The following is a 19971-nucleotide window of genomic DNA, read 5'->3' on the forward strand; positions in this document are numbered from 1 at the left end:
GAACCCCGGTCCGTCGCACCTCGCTTCTGTGCAGTCTCTCAAATGCGTGAGATTGCGTTATGGATGGTATTTTCCTGCAGCAACTGGTCAACGGCCTGACCCTCGGGTCGGTCTATGGCCTGATCGCCATCGGCTACACAATGGTCTATGGCATCATCGGCATGATCAACTTCGCCCACGGCGAGGTTTACATGATTTCCGCTTACCTCGCGGCAATCAGTCTGGCTCTGCTGGCATACTTCGGTATTGAATCCTTCCCTCTGCTGATGCTTGGCACACTGGTCTTCACCATCATCGTCACAGCGGTCTATGGCTGGGTCATCGAGCGTGTCGCCTACAAACCCCTGCGTAACTCCACCCGACTGGCACCGCTGATCAGCGCCATCGGTATTTCGCTGATCCTGCAAAACTATGCACAGATCGCACAGGGCGCCCGTCAACAAGGCGTACCGACCCTGCTGACCGGTGCATGGCGAGTGGAAGTCGGAAGCGGCTTCGTTCAGCTCACCTACACCAAGATCTTCATCCTGGTTGCCGCATTCGCCGGCATGGCCCTGCTGACCTACGTCATCAAGTACACCAAGCTCGGCCGCATGTGCCGCGCCACCCAGCAAGACCGCAAGATGGCCTCCATCCTTGGGATCAACACCGACCGCGTCATTTCCTACGTGTTCATCATCGGTGCGGCAATGGCGGCCCTGGCCGGCGTGCTGATCACCATGAACTACGGCACGTTCGACTTTTACGCAGGCTTCGTCATCGGCATCAAGGCGTTCACCGCAGCGGTACTCGGCGGGATCGGCTCGCTGCCTGGCGCGATGCTCGGCGGGATCATCCTCGGGATTTCCGAGTCGCTGTTCTCGGGTCTGGTCAACTCGGACTACAAAGACGTTTTCAGCTTCTCGCTGCTCGTTCTCGTTCTGGTCTTTCGGCCTCAAGGCCTGCTCGGCCGTCCTCTTGTGTCGAAGGTGTAAGCGATGTCTTCAACCACTAAAAAAACCATTGATCTCAAAAGAAGCCTGGTTGACGCGATTCTTGCCGGTCTTGTTGCCCTCATCGTGTTCGGCCCGATTGTTGGCATAGTCCTCGACGGCTATGGCTTCAATCTGGAAACGACCCGAGTGGCGTGGATTGTCGCCATTGTCATGGCCGGCCGCTTTGCCTTGAGCCTGTTCCTGCAAACGCCGAAAGGCCTGAGAATTCTCGAAGGCTTTGAAACCACCGGTTCGGGGGTTCATGTACTGGCTCCCGATTACAAATCCCGGCTGCGCTGGATCATCCCGCTGATGATCGTCATCGCCGTGGTGTTCCCGTTTTTCTCCAACTCCTACCTGCTGGGCGTGGTCATCCTCGGGTTGATCTACGTGCTGCTCGGGCTTGGTCTGAACATCGTGGTTGGCCTGGCCGGCCTGCTCGACCTCGGTTACGTGGCGTTCTACGCCATCGGCGCCTATGGGTTGGCACTCGGTTATCAATACCTGGGGCTGGGTTTCTGGACGGTGCTGCCACTGGCGGCGATCACGGCGGGGCTGGCCGGTTGCATCCTCGGTTTCCCGGTGTTGCGCCTGCACGGTGACTACCTGGCGATCGTGACCCTGGGCTTCGGTGAAATCATCCGCTTGATCCTCAATAACTGGCTGACCCTGACCGGTGGCCCGAATGGCATGCCAGCGCCTCTGCCTACCTTCTTCGGCCTCGAGTTCGGGAAAAGGGCGAAGGACGGTGGCGTTCCGTTCCACGAGTTTTTCGGCATCGCCTATAACCCTGACGTGAAGTACTACTTCATCTACGCGGTATTGTTCCTGGTCGTGCTGGCCGTGTTGTACATCAAGCACCGTTTGACTCGCATGCCGGTCGGTCGCGCCTGGGAAGCCTTGCGTGAAGATGAAATCGCCTGCCGTTCCATGGGTTTGAACCACGTGCTGGTCAAGCTTTCGGCGTTCACCATCGGTGCGTCGACGGCCGGCCTCGCTGGCGTGTTCTTCGCCACTTACCAAGGCTTCGTCAACCCGACCTCGTTCACCTTCTTTGAATCGGCCCTGATCCTCGCCATCGTGGTACTCGGCGGCATGGGCTCGACCATCGGCGTGGTTATCGCAGCCTTCGTGCTGACGGTGGCCCCGGAACTGCTGCGTGGCTTCGCGGAATACCGCGTGCTGCTGTTCGGCATCCTGATGGTGTTGATGATGATCTGGCGACCGCGCGGCCTGATTCGGATCAGCCGTACCGGTGTGACCCCGCGTAAAGGAGTAGCGCCATGAGCGAAGTCGTACTCTCGGTCGAGAAGCTGATGATGCACTTCGGCGGCATCAAGGCGTTGAACGATGTCAGCCTGAAGGTCAAGCGCAACTCGATCTTCGCCCTGATCGGCCCCAACGGCGCCGGCAAGACCACCGTGTTCAACTGCCTGACCGGGTTCTACAAGGCCTCGGGCGGCAAGATCGAACTCAACGTGCGCGGCGAGCGCACCGATGTCATCAAAATGCTCGGTGAACCGTTCAAGGCGACTGATTTTGTATCGCCGAAAAGCTTCATCAGCCGGCTCCATTACAAGATGTTCGGCGGCACTCACCTGGTGAACCGTGCCGGCCTGGCGCGGACCTTCCAGAACATTCGCCTGTTCAAGGAAATGTCGGTGCTGGAAAACCTGCTGGTGGCCCAACACATGTGGGTCAACCGCAGCATGCTCGCGGGCATCCTCAATACCAAGGGCTATCGCAAGGCTGAAAGCGATGCGCTGGACCACGCCTTCTACTGGCTGGAAGTGGTGGACCTGGTGGATTGCGCCAACCGTCTGGCCGGTGAGTTGTCCTACGGCCAGCAGCGTCGTCTGGAGATTGCGCGGGCCATGTGCACCCGGCCGCAGATCATCTGCCTCGACGAACCGGCCGCCGGCCTCAACCCTCAGGAAACCGAAGCGCTGAGCGCGATGATCCGGCTGCTGCGCGACGAGCACGATCTGACCGTGGTGCTGATCGAACACGACATGGGCATGGTTATGAGCATTTCCGACCACATCGTGGTGCTGGACCACGGCGTCGTCATCGCCGAGGGCGGCCCCGAGGCGATTCGCAACGATCCGAAAGTGATTGCAGCCTACCTGGGCGCCGATGAAGAGGAGGTGGTGCTATGAGCAAACCGATCCTCGAACTCAAAGACCTGGACGTGTTTTACGGCCCGATCCAGGCCCTGAAAAAAGTCTCGATGCACATCAACGAAGGGGAGACCGTCAGCCTCATCGGCTCCAACGGCGCGGGCAAGTCGACCCTGCTGATGTCGATCTTCGGCCAGCCGCGCGCGGCAGACGGGCAGATCATCTATCAGGGCGTGGACATCACCCATAAGTCGTCGCACTACATTGCGTCCAACGGCATTGCACAATCACCGGAAGGCCGGCGCGTGTTCCCCGACATGACCGTCGAGGAAAACCTGCAGATGGGCACCATCCCGATTGGTGACAAGTACGCCAAGGAAGACATGCAACGCATGTTCGAGCTGTTTCCGCGTCTCGAAGAGCGGCGGACCCAGCGGGCCATGACCATGTCCGGCGGCGAACAGCAAATGCTCGCCATCGCCCGTGCGTTGATGAGCCGGCCGAAACTGCTGTTGCTCGATGAGCCGAGCCTGGGGCTCGCGCCGATTGTGGTGAAACAGATCTTTGCCACCCTGCGGGAACTGGCCAAGACCGGCATGACTATCTTTCTGGTCGAGCAGAACGCCAACCACGCCCTGCGGTTGTCGGATCGGGCATACGTAATGGTCAACGGCGAGATCCGCCTCAGTGGCACCGGCAAGGAGCTGCTGGTGAACGAAGAGGTGCGTAACGCTTATCTCGGCGGGCATTGAGTCCTGTTGAAATACCCAAAGCCCCGACGAGCAATCGTCGGGGCTTTTTTCATCCTGAATTCACCACAATCCCTTGTAGGAGCGAGCTTGCTCGCGAAGGTTTTCCGGATGACACGTTTATCCAGAATGTTCGCGTTATCGTTGACGTCCATCGCGAGCAAGCTCGCTCCTACAGGTGTTTTCCAGAATTGTGGAAAACAAATTTGCCAAGCTCTCAAAGCGCGACATAAAGCCGCTGCAAATAGTTGTTTTGTCACGGTTTTGACTTGTCCCCGTTTGCTGTGGAACTGGCTGTGAATAACGTGGGAGTAGCTGGCTGAGAGCCTTTTAAATCGTGGCTTGCAGCGATGTGGTTGTTTTTTGATCAGGCGTTTTTGCCGGGCTTCAGGTCAGCGTTGTCAACCTTTTTATTGGTTGCGAAAGTGGCCTGAAACACACGAGGGAAGCCTGTGGATAAGTCTGTGGTTAAACTCTGGAAAGACTCGGCTAAGGGCCGTAGTTACTGGCTTGGCGCCATCGTTGGCAAACCCGGTCAATCGTGCAAAACGCCTTGGGCTACACAGCCAGCACTTCAGGGTCAAGCGAAAAACTTTATGATCTGCCCGCAAAGCCTTGTGCACAGCGGCTTCCAGCTTTTTCACTTGCCCCCGGAAACTGTGGACCGGCCTGTGGATAACGTGCGCGTACATAGCTACAGGCCACGGTGTATATGGCGTTGCTCGCGTTGGTTGTTTTTCGTACAGATTTTCTGATAGTTGCCGCTCTCGGCAAGGCCGGGCATGCTGCCAGCTGATTTTCTAATCCAATGGCGGCCCGTCGGCCGAAGCAAGGAGAACACGATGTCCAACACCCTGTTTATTACCGGCGCGACTTCCGGTTTTGGCGAAGCCTGTGCCCGTCGTTTTGCCGAGGCTGGCTGGAAACTGGTGCTGACAGGTCGTCGTGAAGAGCGCCTCAATGCCTTGTGCGCCGAGTTGTCGAAGCAGACCGAGGTCCATGCCTTGGTGCTCGACGTGCGTGATCGCAAGGCCATGGAGGAGGCGATCGCCAACCTGCCACCATCCTTCGCCAAGCTGCGCGGGTTGATCAACAACGCCGGCCTGGCACTCGGCGTGGATCCGGCGCCGAAGTGCGATCTTGATGATTGGGACACCATGGTCGACACCAACATCAAGGGCCTGATGTACAGCACTCGCCTGCTGTTGCCGCGTTTGATCGCCCATGGCCGTGGCGCCGGCATCATCAACCTCGGTTCCATTGCCGGCAACTACCCGTATCCGGGCAGCCACGTGTATGGCGCGAGCAAGGCGTTCGTCAAACAGTTCTCCCTGAACCTGCGCTGCGACCTGCAAGGCACGGGCGTTCGCGTCAGCAACATCGAGCCGGGCCTGTGTGAGAGTGAGTTCTCGCTGGTGCGCTTTGCCGGTGACCAGGAGCGTTACAACGCGACCTACGCCGGTGCCGAGGCGATCCAGCCGCAAGACATCGCCGAGACCATTTTCTGGGTGCTCAATGCGCCGGCGCACATCAACATCAACAGCCTCGAGTTGATGCCGGTGAGCCAGACGTGGGCCGGGTTTGCGATTGAGCGTAACAAGGGGTAAGACCGCGTAACGTCCATTCGCGGGCAAGCCTCGCTCCTACAGGTCTATGCAAAACCTGTAGGAGCGAGCGGTGCGGCGGTCCGACTTGCCCGCGAATACGATCTATCTGTCAACGAAGATAGTCGGCCAACCCGCGATAGCAGGTCGCCAAGTGATAAGGCGTAGTCGACGGCATATCCTGCCGGCTCACTTCACCGTTCTCGTCACGACACTCATACCAGCCGCGCGCATGCAGAGAACGCTGTTGCAGCGCCTGCAACTGGTGCAATACCGATGCCCCGCTGTCCGGGCGCAGCGTCAACGCACGCAGGTATTCAGCCTGAGCCCAGATGCGTTGGGTGGCATCTTTCGAATGCCCGTCGAGCGTGAGCATCGCGCGCACGGCGCCACTCGATTGATCGACGCCCAGTTGCTCGGTGAACGCAAAGGCGCGCTCCACAGAGGCGTGCAGTTTCGAACCGCGCAACAGCGGCGAAGACTCCAGCAGGAAATACCATTCGAACTGGTGTCCCGGTTCAAACCAGTTATCCACAGACCCCAGCGGCTTTTCCATCAACACACTGTGTTGCGGATCGATAAAGCGTTGTTGCATCGCTGTGCATAACTCGACGAGCGCACGCTGCACGGCGAGGTCTTCACGCACTGATAGCGTGGCAAGAAACGCTTCGGCGAGGTGCATCAGCGGGTTTTGCAGCGGCCCGGTGTTCAGCAACGACCAATCACGCTCAAGGCAGGCTTCGTACAAGCCGTCGCCCGAACTGAAGCGCTGATCAAGCACTTCCAGCACCGCGTTGAGCACTGACTCCACCAGCGGTTCGCGAACCTTGTCCCAGTAATGGGCGCAGGCGAAGAGTATGAAGGCGTGGGTGTAGAGATCTTTGCGCTGATCCAGCGGCGCGCCCTGCGGGTCGATGCTGTAGAACCAGCCACCGTGTTCGGCATCGTGGAAATGTTGCTGCAACGAGCGGAACAACGCAGCCGCACGCTCTTTCGCCCCCGGCACCTGGCCGATCAGGCTGGAAAACAGATACAGCTGCCGCGCGCAGGCCATGGCCCGGTAGCGTTGCGGTGGCAAGGGATGATGCTCGGCATCCAGTGCTTCGTAGGGCAGCGCCAGTTCGGCATTCCAGCCGGGGCCTTGCCAGAGGGGCACGATCACGTCCTGGAAATGCTGTTGCACCGCGGCAAACAGAGCGGTCAATTCAGGCTGGGAAGCGGAGCGGGGAGCATGAGGCATTGGCTGGCGTCGTCACGGCAGGGTCGAATGCGCGACATGTTATCAGGCCTGAGAGATGTGGTGTCTGTCAGGCCGCCTTCGCGGGCAAGCCTCGCTCCTACAGGAGGAGGCCATCACCGGCAATACACAATCAACCCGCCAACAACCACACCCCGGTCGCCGCCGACGCCGCACCCGCCAGACGAACCAGCGGCGCCGCTGCTTGCGGCAACACGCGAACCAGCGCATAACCCGCCGCATGCAATGCCGCTGTCGCCGCCACAAAACCCGCGGCATACGCCCAAGGGCTCGACATGTCCGGCAATTCCAGCCCATGCGCCACGCCATGGAATAACGCAAACAACGCCGTCGCACCCACCGCCACGCTCAGTGGCGGACGTACCGCCAGCGCCACCGCCAGCCCCAGCGCCAGTACCGACGCCGCAATCCCGCTTTCCAGCGCTGGCAGGTTCAGCCCTTCAAAACCGAGCAGGCCGCCGATCAGCATGGTGCCGACGAACGTGCACGGCAGCGCCCAGCGTGCAGCGCCTTTCTGCTGTGCCGCCCACAGTCCGACGGCAACCATCGCCAGCAAGTGATCGAGGCCGCCAATCGGGTGACTGATGCCTGCGATCAAGCCATTGTCGCCGTGACCGGGGTGGGCGAAGGCGATGGCCGGAGTCAGCAGCAGGGCCATGGCGCCCAGGATGCGTTTAAGTGTCATGGATAAGCTTCCTTGTTGATAAGTTTGATCGTGATCAGGCAGCGGTCAGCAGGCCCTGGCGCTCGATGAAGGCGATGATTTCTTCCAGGCCCAGCCCGGTTTTCTGGTTGCTGAAGACAAACGGCTTGCCGTTGCGCATGCGCTTCGTGTCGCTGTCCATCATCGAAAGCGACGCGCCTACCAGCGGAGCGAGGTCGACTTTGTTGATCACCAGCAGGTCGGATTTGCAGATCCCCGGCCCACCCTTGCGCGGCAGCTTGTCGCCCGCCGAGACGTCGATTACGTAAATCGTCAGGTCGGACAATTCCGGGCTGAACGTGGCCGAAAGGTTGTCGCCTCCGGACTCCACCAGAATCAGATCCAGCCCCGGGAAGCGTCGGTTCAGTTGATCCACGGCTTCGAGGTTGATCGAGGCGTCTTCGCGGATCGCCGTGTGCGGGCAGCCGCCGGTTTCCACGCCGATGATCCGTTCCGGCGCCAGGGCCTGGTTGCGTACCAGAAAATCGGCGTCTTCGCGGGTGTAGATGTCGTTGGTCACGACCGCCAGGTTGTAGCGCTCGCGCAGCGCCAGGCACAGGGCCAGCGTCAGGGCGGTTTTGCCGGAACCGACCGGGCCGCCGATGCCGACGCGCAGAGGTTGTGTGTTCATGTGATTCTCCAAAATAACAGGCCCTAGGAACGGAACAGACGGCTGTACTGGCGCTCATGGGCCATGCACGCCAGGGACAGCCCGAAAGCGGCGCTGCCATAGTGGTCGGGGGTGATTCGGGTGGCGTCCTGCTGGGCTTGTTGCAGCAGCGGCAGCAGTTCGCTGGTCAGTCGTTGCGCGGCTTGCTGGCCCAGCGGCAGGGTTTTCATCAGCACCGCCAACTGGTTTTCCAGCCAGCTCCAGAGCCATGCGGCCAGCGCGTCTTGCGGGCTGATGTGCCAGGCGCGTGCGGCCAGCGCCCAGCCGAGGGCCAGGTGCGGTTCGGGGCGTTGTTCGAGAAAGGCGCGGGCCGGTGCATCGAGTTCCGGCAAGCCGTTGAGCAGTTGCTGTAAGGAGTAACCCATTTGTCGGCTCTCCAGATGCAACTCGCGGGTTTCCCGGCTGGCGCGGTGTTCTTCGCAGCGTTGCAGCAGTTCGGCCCAGTTTTCTGTGGCGGCGGCCACGCAATGGGCGAGCAGCAGCGGCGCCTCGAAGCGTGCCAGGTTCAGCAGCAATTGATCGCTGATCCAGCGACGGGCGCTGACGGAATCATTCACCCGGCCGTTATCCACCGCCATTTCCAGGCCTTGGGAATAGCTGTAGCCGCCAATCGGCAATTGCGGACTGGCCAGGCGCAACAGCGCCCAGGCCGGGTTCATTGGCGCACGCCGAATTGGTGCAGTTTCGGCGGGTAGTTGAAGTCTTCGTCACCGTGCCGCGAGTGGTGATGGCCACCGCCATAGGCGCCGTGTTCTGGCTGGAACGGTGCTTCGATGTTTTCGACCTTGGCTTCAAGTTGTTCGAGCATGGCCTTGAGCACGTAGTCGTCGAGCAGGCGTAACCAGCCATCACCGACTTGCAGGGCGACGTGGCGATTGCCCAGGTGATAGGCCGCGCGGGTCAGTTCGAAGGCGTTGGCGCAGGTGACGTGCAGCAGTTGTTCGGGGCGGGCGCAGACGCGGACGATGCGACCGTCTTCAGCCTGCAGGCATTCGCCATCAGTGAGGGGCGACTGACCGCGCTCCAAAAACAACCCGACGTCTTCACCCTCGGCACTGAAACAGCGCAAACGGCTTTTGCTCCGGGCTTCGAAGGTCAGGTGCAACTCGGCGGCCCAGACGGGTTGAGGGTCGATTCTGCGATGAATCACCAGCATCGGAAAGCTTCCAGCTATGGACAATAGTCAGGCTAGAGCAAGGGGCTTGCCAATCGGCGCAAGTGTAGGAAATGCCTGTCGGCGCATGGAGGGCGTTTCAGTTTGTTGCGGTAATTTGGTGCGAGGCTGTGATGGGCGCACCAAATGGCGGCGCAGGGTGTGCTCCAGATTGTTCGCGATCCCGCATTCACCACCAAACCTTGTAGGAGCCGGCTTGCCGGCGATAGCGGTCGACCAGACGACATCTTTGTTAGCTGAAGGGCGCCATCGCCAGCAAGCCGGCTCCTACAGGAGGTCGGCGTGCAGGAGATCGGCGTGCAGGAAGGTTATTCCGTGCTGCCCAGGCCTTGCCAGTGCTTGAGGCCGATGAAGATAAAGCGCAGCTGCTGTGTGATTTTCGCCTGTGGTGTCAGATGCGCGGGCAACGCCTCGGCCGGCGGATCAATGATTTCCGGCAGGGTCGCAAACACGCTTTTGACGATGAGATCGGCCATGACACTCAGGCCGGCGATGTCCAGGTGTTGCAGCTTTGGCATCAGCGACAAATCGGCCGCAAGGTCCGAGCTGATGTCTTCGCGCAAGCGACCGATGGCCAGGCGCACCGGTAGCGAACCGCCGTACTGCTCGCGGGCCAGAAACAGGAATTGCGAACGATTGGCCGACACCACGTCGAGAAAAATCCGCACAGAGGCATCGATGATGCCGCCCATGACGAACTCGTTGTGACGCACCAGGCGGATGGTTTCGCGGAAGGTTTGTCCGACTTCGCTCACCAGCACCAGGCCCAGTTCATCCATGTCGGCGAAATGCCGGTAGAAACCGGTGGGGACGATGCCCGCGGTTTTCGCCACTTCGCGCAGGCTCAGGCTGCCGAATCCTCGGCCGCACTCCATCAAATGGCGGGCAGCGTCCATCAAGGCATTGCGGGTTTGTTGTTTCTGTTCGGCGCGGGGCAGCATCGCAAGGGTGTTTTCTGGACAAGACAGCGGCGCACTCTAGCAAATCGGCTTTGCCGGCGTCGAACGACTATCGGGAGTGATGCGAGGGAATGCGTGGCTTCTATAAAGTCAAAAGCCCAATCCGTGGATTGGGCTTTTTTTCAAGGCCGCCATGGGCTTAGCTCACAGCGCTGTTGCGTTCGATTACGCGGTCACCACCACCTTCAGCCAGGGTTTGGCCTTGTGGAGTGCGGTCGGAACCATCAGCAGCCAGGGTTTGGCCTTGTGGAGTGCGGTCGGAACCGTCAGCAGCCAGGGTTTGGCCTTGTGGAGTGCGGTCGGAACCGTCAGCAGCCAGGGTTTGGCCTTGTGGAGTGCGGTCGGAACCGTCAGCAGCCAGGGTTTGGCCTTGTGGGGTGCGGTCGGAACCGTCAGCAGCCAGGGTTTGGCCTTGTGGGGTGCGATCAGAACCGTCAGCGGCCAGGGTTTGACCTTGTGGAGTGCGGTCCGAACCATCTTGAGTGATCAGGCCTTTTTCTTTCAGGCGATCATTACCACCTTCGGCAACGGTTTGACTGAACACCGAGTGGCTGTCTTTCACTTGTGGGGTGGCCTGGTCAGCGGCTGGCAGGGCGAAAGCGGTGCTGGCCAGCATGGAGAGGGTAAGGCTAAACAGTAGTTGGCGTTTCATGATCATGTGCTCCGTGGGAGGGCGGCAAGTGGGTACGAGGGCAATGCTACTCTCGATAAGTCGATATAAAAGTTCATAAACGCAATGGTAATAATCAACAGAATTGATTGTTCCGTGCGAAGGCTCTAGACCGGGCCTTTCCGGCGGATGTTTTCGCACTGATGTGGGTATTTTCTACTCACGTGCGTCGCACAAAAGTGCGGGGTCGGTAACGCCGGATTTCGAGTGCAGGGTGTCCCCGACCGATTATTTGAACGTTAAGCCGCATTTCGATTAAACCTGCGCGCCGTTTCCCAGTCCTAGGCTTCATGCCAGGCCGGTTCTGGCCTGGGGTTTCACACGCGCGTCGCGGTCAGGGCGCTCAGTCGTATTCAGGAGCCCTGTGCAATGACGCGCACCCCGAAAATTCTTGCCTGGACCTTTGCCAGCCTGGTTGTGTTACTGGCGATACTGGTTCTGATCATCGCGTTCTTCGATTGGAACCGGATCAAACCGACCCTCAACGCCAAAGTCTCCGAAGAGCTGCATCGACCGTTTGCCATCAATGGCAACCTCGCGGTGGTCTGGCAGCGTGAGCCTGACGAAGGTGGGTGGCGCGCCTGGGTGCCGTGGCCGCATGTGGTGGCGCAGGACCTGAGCCTCGGCAACCCGGACTGGTCGAAGCAACCGCAAATGGCCACGCTCAAACGCGTCGAGCTGCGCATTTCGCCGCTGGCTCTGTTGGCGCAACGGGTGACGATCCCGCGCATTGACTTGACCGAACCAAACGCAGACCTCCAGCGCCTGGCCGATGGCCGCGCCAACTGGACCTTCAAGTTCGACCCGAAAGACCCGAACGCCAAACCTTCCAGTTGGGTGGTCGACATCGGTGCGATCGGCTTCGACAAAGGCCACGTCACCCTCGACGACCAGAGCCTGAAAACCCAGCTCGACCTGATCATCGATCCGCTGGGCAAGCCGATCCCGTTCAGCGACATCGTCGGCGAAAAAGCCGCGAAAACTGCGCAGGAGAAGGGCGCGGCTCCCCAGGATTACGCGTTTGCACTGAAGGTCAAAGGCCAATACCACGGCCAGAAACTGACGGGCGAAGGCAAGATCGGCGGCCTGCTGGCTTTGCAGGATTCGGCCCGGCCGTTCCCGCTCCAGGCCCAGGTCAAGATTGCCGACACCAGCGTCGAGCTCGCCGGTACGCTGACCGACCCACTCAACCTTGGTGCGCTGGACCTGCGGCTGAAACTGGCCGGCAGCAGCCTGGGCAATCTCTATCCGCTGACCGGCGTGACCCTGCCGGATACACCGCCCTACGCCACCGACGGCCACTTGATCGCCAAGCTGCATGAGCCGGGCGGCGCGGTGTTCCATTACGAAGCGTTCAACGGCAAGATCGGCGAGAGCGACATCCATGGCAGCCTGGCCTATGTCGCCAGTCAGCCTCGGCCGAAACTCAGCGGTTCGCTGCTCTCCAATCAACTGTTGTTTACCGACCTTGCGCCCTTGATCGGCGCCGACTCCAACGCCAAGCAAAAGGCCCGCGGCGGCGAAAGCAAGCAGCCGGCGGACAAGGTGTTACCGGTCGAAGAGTTCAAGACCGAGCGCTGGCGCGACATGGACGCCGACGTCGAATTCACCGGCAAGCGCATCGTCCACAGTGAAAAACTGCCGTTCAATGACCTCTACACGCACCTGGTGCTGACCGACGGCGTGCTCAGCCTCGAACCCCTGCGTTTCGGCGTGGCCGGCGGCAAACTGGATGCGCAGATTCGCCTGAACGGTCGCACCGAGCCGCTGGAAGGCAACGCCAAGCTGACCGGGCGCGGTTTCAAGCTCAAGCAGCTGTTCCCGACCTTTGAACCGATGAAGACCAGTTTCGGCGAGCTCAATGGCGATGCCGACATCAGTGGTCACGGCAACTCGGTGGCCAAGCTGCTGGGTTCGGCCAATGGCAATCTGAAGATGCTGATCAACGACGGTGCCATCAGCCGCGAGTTGATGGAACTGGCCGGGCTGAATGTTGGCAACTACGTGGTCGGTAAAATCTTTGGCGACAAAGAAGTGAAGATCAATTGCGCGGCGGCCGACTTCGACATCAAGACCGGCCTGGCCACCACTCGGTTGTTTGTCTTCGATACCGAGAACGCGATCATCTACATCGATGGCACTGCGAACATGGCGACTGAGCAACTGGACCTGACCATCACCCCGGAATCCAAGGGCTGGCGCCTGATTTCCCTGCGTTCGCCGCTGTACGTGCGAGGCAAGTTCATCAAGCCGGATGCGGGCGTGAAGGCGGTGCCGCTGATATTGCGCGGGGCGGGGATGGTGGCCTTGGGCGTGATTGCGGCGCCGGCGGCGGGGTTGCTGGCGCTGGTGGCGCCGAGTGGGGGGAGCCGAATCAGTGTGCGCCGTTGCTGGAGCAGATGAAGGCGGGCAAGGCGCCAGTCACCGTTAAACCCACCAAATAAATCGATGGCGGTCTGACAGGCGCTACAAATCTTTCAGGATGTCGGCCACAGGGAAGTGATCGCTACTCCGGTGTGAGTGACAAGCGCGGCGAAAAGTTTGATGTGATTGGCGATCTTGGCAACAAGCCAGACAATCGGGCTTCCTCCTGCAACCACGCAAAAAACGCCCGCACTGGCGGATGGCGTTCACGACCCGGTACGCACAGCGCGCTGTAACCGGCGCCACTCACCTGAATGTCACTCCGGTAAGCCACCAACAAACCACTGGCCACGCTCTCGGACACCAGGATATTGCTCGCCAGCACCAGGCCTTGTCCGGCGATCGCTGCTTGCAGCGCGTAATGCTCTTCGTCGTATTCGCGGACCGCCGGGTTTGCCGTCAGCCAGGTTTCTGCTGACTGCGAGCACCACGCTTCCCAGCCATGGGCGTACAGCTTCGAGTTGTGCCAACGCACGCTGATCAACGTCGGTGCGCGGATGCTGGCCTGTGCAACCTGTTCCGGCGAGCCATAAACGCCGAACGATTCATCGAACAGGCACAGGCCATAAAGGTTCGGGTAGTCATCGAGGCTATAACGCACCACCAGATCGACGCTGGCGTCCTGATGCAAATCGATGACTTCGCAATGGGTGTCCAGCCGCACGCTGATGTTCGGATGCCGGGCGTAAAAACGCCCCAGTCGCGGTACCAGCCACAAGGCGGCAAAAGCGGCGGTGGTGGAGATTGTCAGGCTGGTGCCGCTGCGTTGCGGGCGCAAGGTGTCGACGCTTTGCGCCACTTCCAGAAAAGCGCCGTGCAGGCTGTGGAACAGACGCTCGCCGCATTCGGTCAGGCGCACTTGCCGTGGCAGTCGCTCGAACAGCGGCACGCCGAGCCAGGTTTCCAGCGAGCGGATCTGATGAGAAACCGCCGTTGGCGTCACCGACAGTTCTTCGGCGGCGGCCTTGAAACTCAGCAGGCGTGAGGCGGATTCGAAGGCGCGCAGGGCGGTCAGTGGCAGCGAGGCAAACATTGAACACTCCATGGATGAAATGAATTCACCCAAGCTGATTTTTGCTCATTTGAGGCGAGACGGTCGCGAGCACAAGCTGCATGCCACACGCCGTTTGAGTTTAGTCCTCAGGAGATTCAGATGAACACAATTCTTGCCATTCACGCCAGCCCACGGGGCGAACGTTCCCACTCCCGTCGCCTGGCCGAAGTGTTTCTCGGCGCCTGGCAGGCCCGCCATCCGCAAGCGCAACTGACTCGTCGCGAAGTCGGACGGGCGTTGATTCCTCCGGTCAACGAAGCGTTTGTGGCCGCCGCGTTTTACCCCGAGCCCGAGGCGCGGCCGCTGACGATGCAGGCCGACCTCGCGTTCAGCGATGAACTGGTCGCCGAGTTGCTGGGCCACGATCTGCTGCTGATTTCCACGCCGATGCACAACTTCAGCGTGCCCAGCGGCCTCAAGGCGTGGATCGATCAAATCGTGCGGCTCGGGCTGACCTTCAATCACACGCTGGACAATGGTGTCGCGCAATACGAGCCGTTGGTGCACGGCAAGAAAGCGCTGATCGTCACCAGCCGTGGCGGGTTCGGTTTCGGTCCCGGTGGTGAACTGGAAGCCTTGAACCATGCCGATACGCTGTTGCGCACGGCGCTGGGGTTTATCGGCATTACCGACGTGACCGTCGTGGCCGCCGAGGGTGAGGAATCCGCCGAGCGCACCTTCGAGATCTCCGTCGCCGAGGCCGAGCAGCGTTTGCTGACGCTGGCCAGGGAGTGCTAGATGGCCTGGGTGTTTTTGCTGATCGCCGCCGGGTTCGAAGTCACCTTTGCCATGGGCATGAAGTATGCCGAAGGCTTCACCCGGCTCTGGCCGTCACTGATCACGGTAGTGGCGGCGGTGGGCGGGATTTACTTCCTGACCCTGGCGATGCGCGAATTGCCGGTGAGCATCGCTTACCCGATCTGGACCGCCATCGGTTCGCTGGGCACAGTGTTTCTCGGGTTTGCGTTGCTCGGCGAAAGCCTGACGGCGGTCAAACTGGTATCGGTCGGATTGATCGTGGCGGGGGTGGCGGGGCTGAAATAGGGCGGATGTCATAGACTGGTCGTCGAGCTGTCACATTCGATGTCGATGCTGGGCTGATGTCTTGTATTCAGCCTTGCGTCACCTCACCGATCACAAGGACGTTTGCCCATGTCGCAAGGTTCTGCCACGCGTTATCCGTTGGTGCTGGTCCCGGGAATGCTCGGGTTTATCCGTCTGGTGCTTTATCCGTACTGGTACGGGATCGTGGCGGCGTTGCGCCACGGAGGGGCGACGGTGATTGCGGTTCAAGTGTCGCCGCTGCACTCGACTGAAGTGCGCGGTGAACAATTGCTGGCGCGGATCGATGAAATCCTGCGCGAAACCGGTGCCGAGAAGGTCAACCTGATCGGCCACAGCCAAGGCTCACTGACCGCCCGTTACGCCGCCGCCAAACGCCCGGATCGCGTGGCTTCCGTGACCTCGGTGGCAGGCCCCAATCACGGCTCGGAACTGGCGGATTACTTGCACAAACATTACCCGGCGGACAGCGCGAGGGGGCGGCTGCTGGCGTTTTTTCTTCGGATCATCGGTGCGTTGATGAGTTTGCTGGAGACGGGTTATCGCGGGCCGAAGCTGCCGGTGGACATCCACGCGTCCCATGAATCGCTGACGACGGCGGGTGTGGCGTTGTTCAACCAACGTTATCCACAGGGCTTGCCTGAAACATGGGGCGGGCACGGGCCGGAAGAGGTCAACGGCGTGCGCTATTACTCGTGGTCCGGCACGTTGCAGCCAGGCAAGACCGATCGCGGGCGCAATCTGTTCGACGGGACAAACCGCAGTTGTCGGCTGTTTGCCAAAACCTTCGTGCGTGAAGTCGGGCATTGCGACGGGATGGTCGGGCGTTACAGCTCGCATCTGGGCACGGTAATTGGCGATGAGTATCCGCTGGATCACTTTGACATCGTCAACCAATCGCTGGGGTTGGTGGGGAAGGGGGCCGAACCGATCCGGTTGTTTGTCGAGCATGCGGCGCGGTTGAAGGCCGCCGGGGTTTAGCCGTCAGACCGCATTATCGTTCTTCGCGGGCAAGCCTCGCTCCTACAGGGACAGCGCATGAACTGTAGGAGCGAGGCTTGCCCGCGAAGGCGCCATGTCAGGCGACGCTAACCTTACGGCCCAACACCATGGTCCAACGCTCCGAAACAATCACCCCACCCAACGTCAACATCCCGCCCACCAGGTGATACATCGCCAATTGCTCATGCAACACCAGCGCGGCAATCAATGCGGTAATCACCGGCAGCAAATTGAAAAACAGCGTCGTCCGGCTCGGTCCCAGACGCACCACGGCCTGCATCCATGCGAGCGGCGCAACCATCGACGCCAGCAGGCAGGCATACAGAACCAGCGGAATATTCTGCAGCGTCGGACCGATTTTCGGCGACACGGCGAACAACGGAAACAGCACCACCACCGCCACCCACACCTGCAGATACAACAACACCAGCGGCGGCAAACGCAGCTGCCATTTTTTCAGCAGCGTGCTGTAAATCGCATAGGCCAGCGTGGCGATCAGCATCATTGCATCGCCCAGATTCACCCCGTGCTCAAGCAATGCACTGAGGCTGCCGGACGACACCACCACCAACACACCGCCAAACGACAACACCGCACCGGCCAGCGCGCCGGCGGTCAGGCGCTGGCCCAGGCTGACGATGGCCATGGCCAGCGACATCAACGGCATCAGCGACAGGATGATGCCCATGTTGGTGGCGGAGGTCAGCGTCGCCGCGAAGTACGCCAGGCTCTGATAAACCGCCATGCCCAGCACGCCGAGGATGAAAATCTTGCCCAGGTTCGGGCGGATGGCCGACCAGTGGGCGATCACCGGTTTGAGCATGAACGGTGTGAACAACAATCCGGCCAGCAGCCAGCGGTAAAAACCGATCTCCGCCGGGAAGATCGCCCCGGCCGACATTTTGGTGATCACGGTGTTGCCAGCCCAAATGAAAATGGCCAGCAGGGGATAAGCGTATTGCATCAGGAACAACCAGAACGTTAATGAGGGAGAATTATCGCCTGTCCGGATGCAAGCCTATACTGCGATCCAGACAACCTGACCCTGATGACAGACAGCATGAGCAGCAAACACATCGACCTGCTGGATTTCAGCGAGTTGCCCGCGCCGGTGTACTTCCGCTACGCCGACTTCAATAGCCACGAATATGCCTCGGCCCACCGTCACCCCTGGGGCACCCTGGAGTATTCGGCCAACGGTGTGTTGCACATGGAAATCGGCAGCAGCCGTTTCATGTCGCCGCCGCAATACGCCGTGTGGGTGCCGCCGCAGATCGAGCACAGTTTCTACAGCAATCAACCGATCAACTACCGCGCCGTCTGCCTGGCGCCGGCGCTGTGCCACGAACTGCCGAAGCAGGCCTGCACCCTGGCGATCAGCGACATCCTCAAGGCAATCCTCAAGGACTTCGCCGCCCGTGACGTGAAGATTCCCGAGCAAGAGACCGACCAACGCCTGGCCCAAGTGCTGGTGGATCAGCTGCAGCAGGCGCCCATTCACCAATGCTACTTGCCCTACGCCAGCAGTCCCGGGCTGCTCGGGATTCTGGAAGCCTTGCAGGTTGAGCCCGGAGATAACCGGCCACTGTCGGCATGGGCCGAGCAGATTCACGTCAGCGAGCGCACCCTGGCGCGGCAGTTTGTGCGCGAGTTGGGCATGAGTTTCGGCGAGTGGCGGCAGCGTTTGCGTTTTCTGGTGGCGATCGAAGCGCTGGACAGTCATCGCAGCATTCAGGAAATCGCGTTCGACATGGGCTACAGCACCGGGTCGGCGTTTATCGCCATGTTCCAGCGCCAGGCCGGGTGTACGCCGGAGCAGTATCGCCGAAGCCATCTGCCGGGCAGGAAGCTGTAACAGGCTTTGTCTACACTCCAGAGCGAGGCCGTGCCCCTCGGTGCGGCAACAAGGAGAAAACTCCATGACGATGTTGCGTGTCCCTTTGTTGATGATCGGTTTGCTGCTCTGCTCCCAGGGCTTCGCCGCCACTGCCCAACAGAACAAGATGACCACCTGCAATGCCGACGCTACCGCGAAAAGCCTCAAGGGCGATGAGCGCAAAGCCTTCATGAGCACCTGCCTTAAAGCCGCGCCAGCCGCCAATGACGCGAAAGCCCTGACCCCTCAGCAAGAGAAGATGAAAACCTGCAATGCCGATGCCGCGACCAAGGCCCTCAAGGGTGATGAGCGCAAGGCGTTCATGAGTGATTGCCTGAAGAAGAAATAAACGGATTTGCGGGGATTGTGAGGGCCCCATCGCGAGCAGGCTCGCTCCCACAATGGATCTGCATACACAGGACAAATGTGGGAGCGAGACCGGCTTGCCGGCGATGAGGCCGGTAAGGGCACTGAAAAAAACAGGTCGGCCCCCGACCAAGGTCGCCCCACACAATCCCTAGTGCTGACACCCGAACGCTGGCAGACTGCCAATCCTTTTACGCCGTTCGTTTTGAGGCTGTATGCCAACGTTTTCTCAACGCCAAGTCTTGCTGCTCATCAGTTGGGTCATCATCTTTGGTGGTTTGCTGCTGGTGATTCCGTTGCGCTTGCTGCCAAGCCTGCTGGCCGGTCTGCTGGTGTTCGAACTGGTCAACATGCTCACCCCGCAATTGCAGCGACTGATCGAAGGTCGGCGTGCGCGCTGGCTGGCGGTGGCGTTACTGGGGACGTTGGTGGTCAGTGTGCTGACGCTGATCTTTGCCGGCGCCTTCAGTTTCCTGCTGCATGAGGCGGAAAACCCCGGCGCTTCCCTCGATAAATTCATGCTCGTGGTCGACCGCGCTCGCGGTCAGTTGCCGCCGTTCATCGACGCTTACCTGCCGGCCAGCGCCGCCGAGTTTCGCGTGGCGATTGGCGAGTGGATGAGCAAACACCTCAGCGATCTTCAACTGGTGGGCAAGGACGCGGCGCACATGTTCGTGACGTTGCTGATCGGCATGGTGCTCGGCGCGATCATCGCCCTGCAACGGGTGCCGGACCTGACCAAGCGCAAGCCGCTGGCCGCCGCACTGTTTGATCGCTTGCACCTGTTGGTCCAGGCGTTCCGCAACATCGTGTTCGCACAGATCAAGATTTCCCTGCTCAACACCTTCTTCACCGGGATTTTCCTGGCGGTGGTCCTGCCGATGTTCGGCATCAAACTACCGCTGACCAAAACCCTGATCGTGCTGACCTTCCTGCTCGGCCTGTTGCCGGTGATCGGCAACCTGATGTCGAACACGCTGATCACCATCGTCGGTTTGTCGCTGTCGATCTGGGTCGCGGTGGCCGCGCTGGGTTATCTGATTGTTATCCACAAGCTCGAATACTTCCTCAACGCGCGCATTGTCGGCGGGCAGATCAGTGCCAAGTCGTGGGAGTTGCTGTTGGCGATGCTGGTGTTCGAGGCAGCGTTCGGCCTGCCGGGGGTGGTGGCGGGGCCGATTTATTACGCGTATTTGAAGAGTGAGTTGAAGCAGGTGGGGATGGTTTGATCCGGTCGATATGTATTGCCTGATCTGACGCTTTCGCGGGCAAGCCTCGCTCCTACAGGGATTGAATTGATTCTGTA

General features: G+C 60.2%; 20 protein-coding genes and 1 pseudogene. 12 read left to right on the forward strand and 9 right to left on the reverse strand.

Going from position 1 to position 19971, the window contains the following annotated elements; all coding sequences use genetic code 11:
- Positions 1-59: 59 nt before the first annotated feature.
- From K5R88_RS24050 to K5R88_RS24070, 5 genes are all read left to right on the forward strand, one after another.
- Positions 60-974 carry an ABC transporter permease subunit gene (locus tag K5R88_RS24050; protein ID WP_008035385.1) on the forward strand — a complete coding sequence of 305 codons (915 nt, stop codon included), beginning with the start codon at positions 60-62 and terminating at the stop codon, positions 972-974.
- 3 nt (positions 975-977) lie between these two features.
- A complete protein-coding gene (gene livM / locus K5R88_RS24055) occupies positions 978-2261 on the forward strand; it encodes a high-affinity branched-chain amino acid ABC transporter permease LivM (RefSeq protein WP_008035387.1) in 1284 nt (427 codons plus the stop codon).
- Positions 2258-3133 carry an ABC transporter ATP-binding protein gene (locus K5R88_RS24060; RefSeq protein WP_008035389.1) on the forward strand — a complete coding sequence of 292 codons (876 nt, stop codon included), beginning with the start codon at positions 2258-2260 and terminating at the stop codon, positions 3131-3133. The genes livM and K5R88_RS24060 overlap by 4 nt, the downstream gene beginning before the upstream one ends.
- The gene (locus K5R88_RS24065; RefSeq protein ID WP_008035391.1) at positions 3130-3846 is read left to right on the forward strand and encodes an ABC transporter ATP-binding protein; all 717 of its coding nucleotides are present in this window, start codon (positions 3130-3132) and stop codon (positions 3844-3846) included. Before K5R88_RS24060 ends, K5R88_RS24065 begins: the two co-directional genes overlap by 4 nt.
- Positions 3847-4685: 839 nt before the next feature.
- The gene (locus tag K5R88_RS24070; RefSeq protein ID WP_008035394.1) at positions 4686-5450 is read left to right on the forward strand and encodes an SDR family oxidoreductase; all 765 of its coding nucleotides are present in this window, start codon (positions 4686-4688) and stop codon (positions 5448-5450) included.
- A gap of 109 nt (positions 5451-5559) precedes the next feature.
- On the opposite strand, the gene K5R88_RS24075 is transcribed toward K5R88_RS24070, so the two are convergent.
- From K5R88_RS24075 to K5R88_RS24105, 7 genes are all read right to left on the reverse strand, one after another.
- On the reverse strand, positions 5560-6687 hold the full coding sequence (locus tag K5R88_RS24075) for an AGE family epimerase/isomerase (protein WP_226298487.1): 1128 nt from the start codon (positions 6685-6687) through the stop codon (positions 5560-5562).
- A 130-nt stretch (positions 6688-6817) separates the two neighbouring features.
- Positions 6818-7390, reverse strand: a complete 573-nt coding sequence (locus K5R88_RS24080) for a HupE/UreJ family protein (protein WP_192226939.1) — start codon at positions 7388-7390, stop codon at positions 6818-6820.
- A gap of 34 nt (positions 7391-7424) precedes the next feature.
- Positions 7425-8039, reverse strand: a complete 615-nt coding sequence (gene ureG, locus K5R88_RS24085) for an urease accessory protein UreG (RefSeq protein WP_008035409.1) — start codon at positions 8037-8039, stop codon at positions 7425-7427.
- 23 nt (positions 8040-8062) lie between these two features.
- On the reverse strand, positions 8063-8737 hold the full coding sequence (locus tag K5R88_RS24090; RefSeq protein WP_226298488.1) for an urease accessory protein UreF: 675 nt from the start codon (positions 8735-8737) through the stop codon (positions 8063-8065).
- Positions 8734-9234, reverse strand: a complete 501-nt coding sequence (gene ureE, locus K5R88_RS24095) for an urease accessory protein UreE (protein WP_008035414.1) — start codon at positions 9232-9234, stop codon at positions 8734-8736. Before ureE ends, K5R88_RS24090 begins: the two co-directional genes overlap by 4 nt.
- A 326-nt stretch (positions 9235-9560) precedes the next feature.
- Positions 9561-10193, reverse strand: a complete 633-nt coding sequence (locus K5R88_RS24100) for a TetR family transcriptional regulator (RefSeq protein WP_008035416.1) — start codon at positions 10191-10193, stop codon at positions 9561-9563.
- Between the two features lie 157 nt (positions 10194-10350).
- Positions 10351-10863: a hypothetical protein gene (locus tag K5R88_RS24105; protein ID WP_207284740.1), complete on the reverse strand. Its 513-nt coding sequence runs from the start codon at positions 10861-10863 to the stop codon at positions 10351-10353.
- A gap of 387 nt (positions 10864-11250) precedes the next feature.
- Between K5R88_RS24105 and K5R88_RS24110 the strand changes: the two are divergent.
- Positions 11251-13325 (forward strand): annotated as a pseudogene (locus K5R88_RS24110) (AsmA family protein).
- 62 nt (positions 13326-13387) lie between these two features.
- Here the strand turns inward: K5R88_RS24110 and K5R88_RS24115 are convergent.
- The gene (locus K5R88_RS24115; protein ID WP_223481078.1) at positions 13388-14350 is read right to left on the reverse strand and encodes a LysR substrate-binding domain-containing protein; all 963 of its coding nucleotides are present in this window, start codon (positions 14348-14350) and stop codon (positions 13388-13390) included.
- A gap of 108 nt (positions 14351-14458) precedes the next feature.
- On the opposite strand from K5R88_RS24115, the gene K5R88_RS24120 reads away from it, so the two are divergent.
- The 3 genes from K5R88_RS24120 (at position 14459) to K5R88_RS24130 (ending at position 16402) form a co-directional block, all read left to right on the forward strand.
- On the forward strand, positions 14459-15097 hold the full coding sequence (locus tag K5R88_RS24120) for an FMN-dependent NADH-azoreductase (protein WP_223414902.1): 639 nt from the start codon (positions 14459-14461) through the stop codon (positions 15095-15097).
- Positions 15098-15403 carry a DMT family transporter gene (locus tag K5R88_RS24125; RefSeq protein ID WP_008031171.1) on the forward strand — a complete coding sequence of 102 codons (306 nt, stop codon included), beginning with the start codon at positions 15098-15100 and terminating at the stop codon, positions 15401-15403.
- A 108-nt stretch (positions 15404-15511) separates the two neighbouring features.
- Complete coding sequence (locus tag K5R88_RS24130) at positions 15512-16402, forward strand: esterase/lipase family protein (protein ID WP_226298489.1); 891 nt, start codon at positions 15512-15514, stop codon at positions 16400-16402.
- Positions 16403-16499: 97 nt separating this feature from the next.
- Here the strand turns inward: K5R88_RS24130 and K5R88_RS24135 are convergent, their stop codons facing one another.
- Positions 16500-17387, reverse strand: a complete 888-nt coding sequence (locus K5R88_RS24135) for a DMT family transporter (RefSeq protein ID WP_008045208.1) — start codon at positions 17385-17387, stop codon at positions 16500-16502.
- A gap of 96 nt (positions 17388-17483) precedes the next feature.
- Between K5R88_RS24135 and K5R88_RS24140 the strand changes: the two genes are divergently transcribed.
- From K5R88_RS24140 to K5R88_RS24150, 3 genes are all read left to right on the forward strand, one after another.
- Positions 17484-18278 (forward strand): AraC family transcriptional regulator, encoded by a 795-nt coding sequence (locus tag K5R88_RS24140; RefSeq protein WP_226298490.1) that lies wholly within the window; start codon positions 17484-17486, stop codon positions 18276-18278.
- A 64-nt stretch (positions 18279-18342) separates the two neighbouring features.
- Positions 18343-18648 carry a PsiF family protein gene (locus K5R88_RS24145; RefSeq protein WP_008031179.1) on the forward strand — a complete coding sequence of 102 codons (306 nt, stop codon included), beginning with the start codon at positions 18343-18345 and terminating at the stop codon, positions 18646-18648.
- A gap of 232 nt (positions 18649-18880) precedes the next feature.
- The gene (locus K5R88_RS24150) at positions 18881-19894 is read left to right on the forward strand and encodes an AI-2E family transporter (RefSeq protein ID WP_008038685.1); all 1014 of its coding nucleotides are present in this window, start codon (positions 18881-18883) and stop codon (positions 19892-19894) included.
- Positions 19895-19971: the final 77 nt, after the last annotated feature.

This window comes from Pseudomonas sp. MM213 (genome assembly GCF_020423045.1).
Classification (GTDB): Bacteria; Pseudomonadota; Gammaproteobacteria; order Pseudomonadales; family Pseudomonadaceae; genus Aquipseudomonas; species Aquipseudomonas migulae.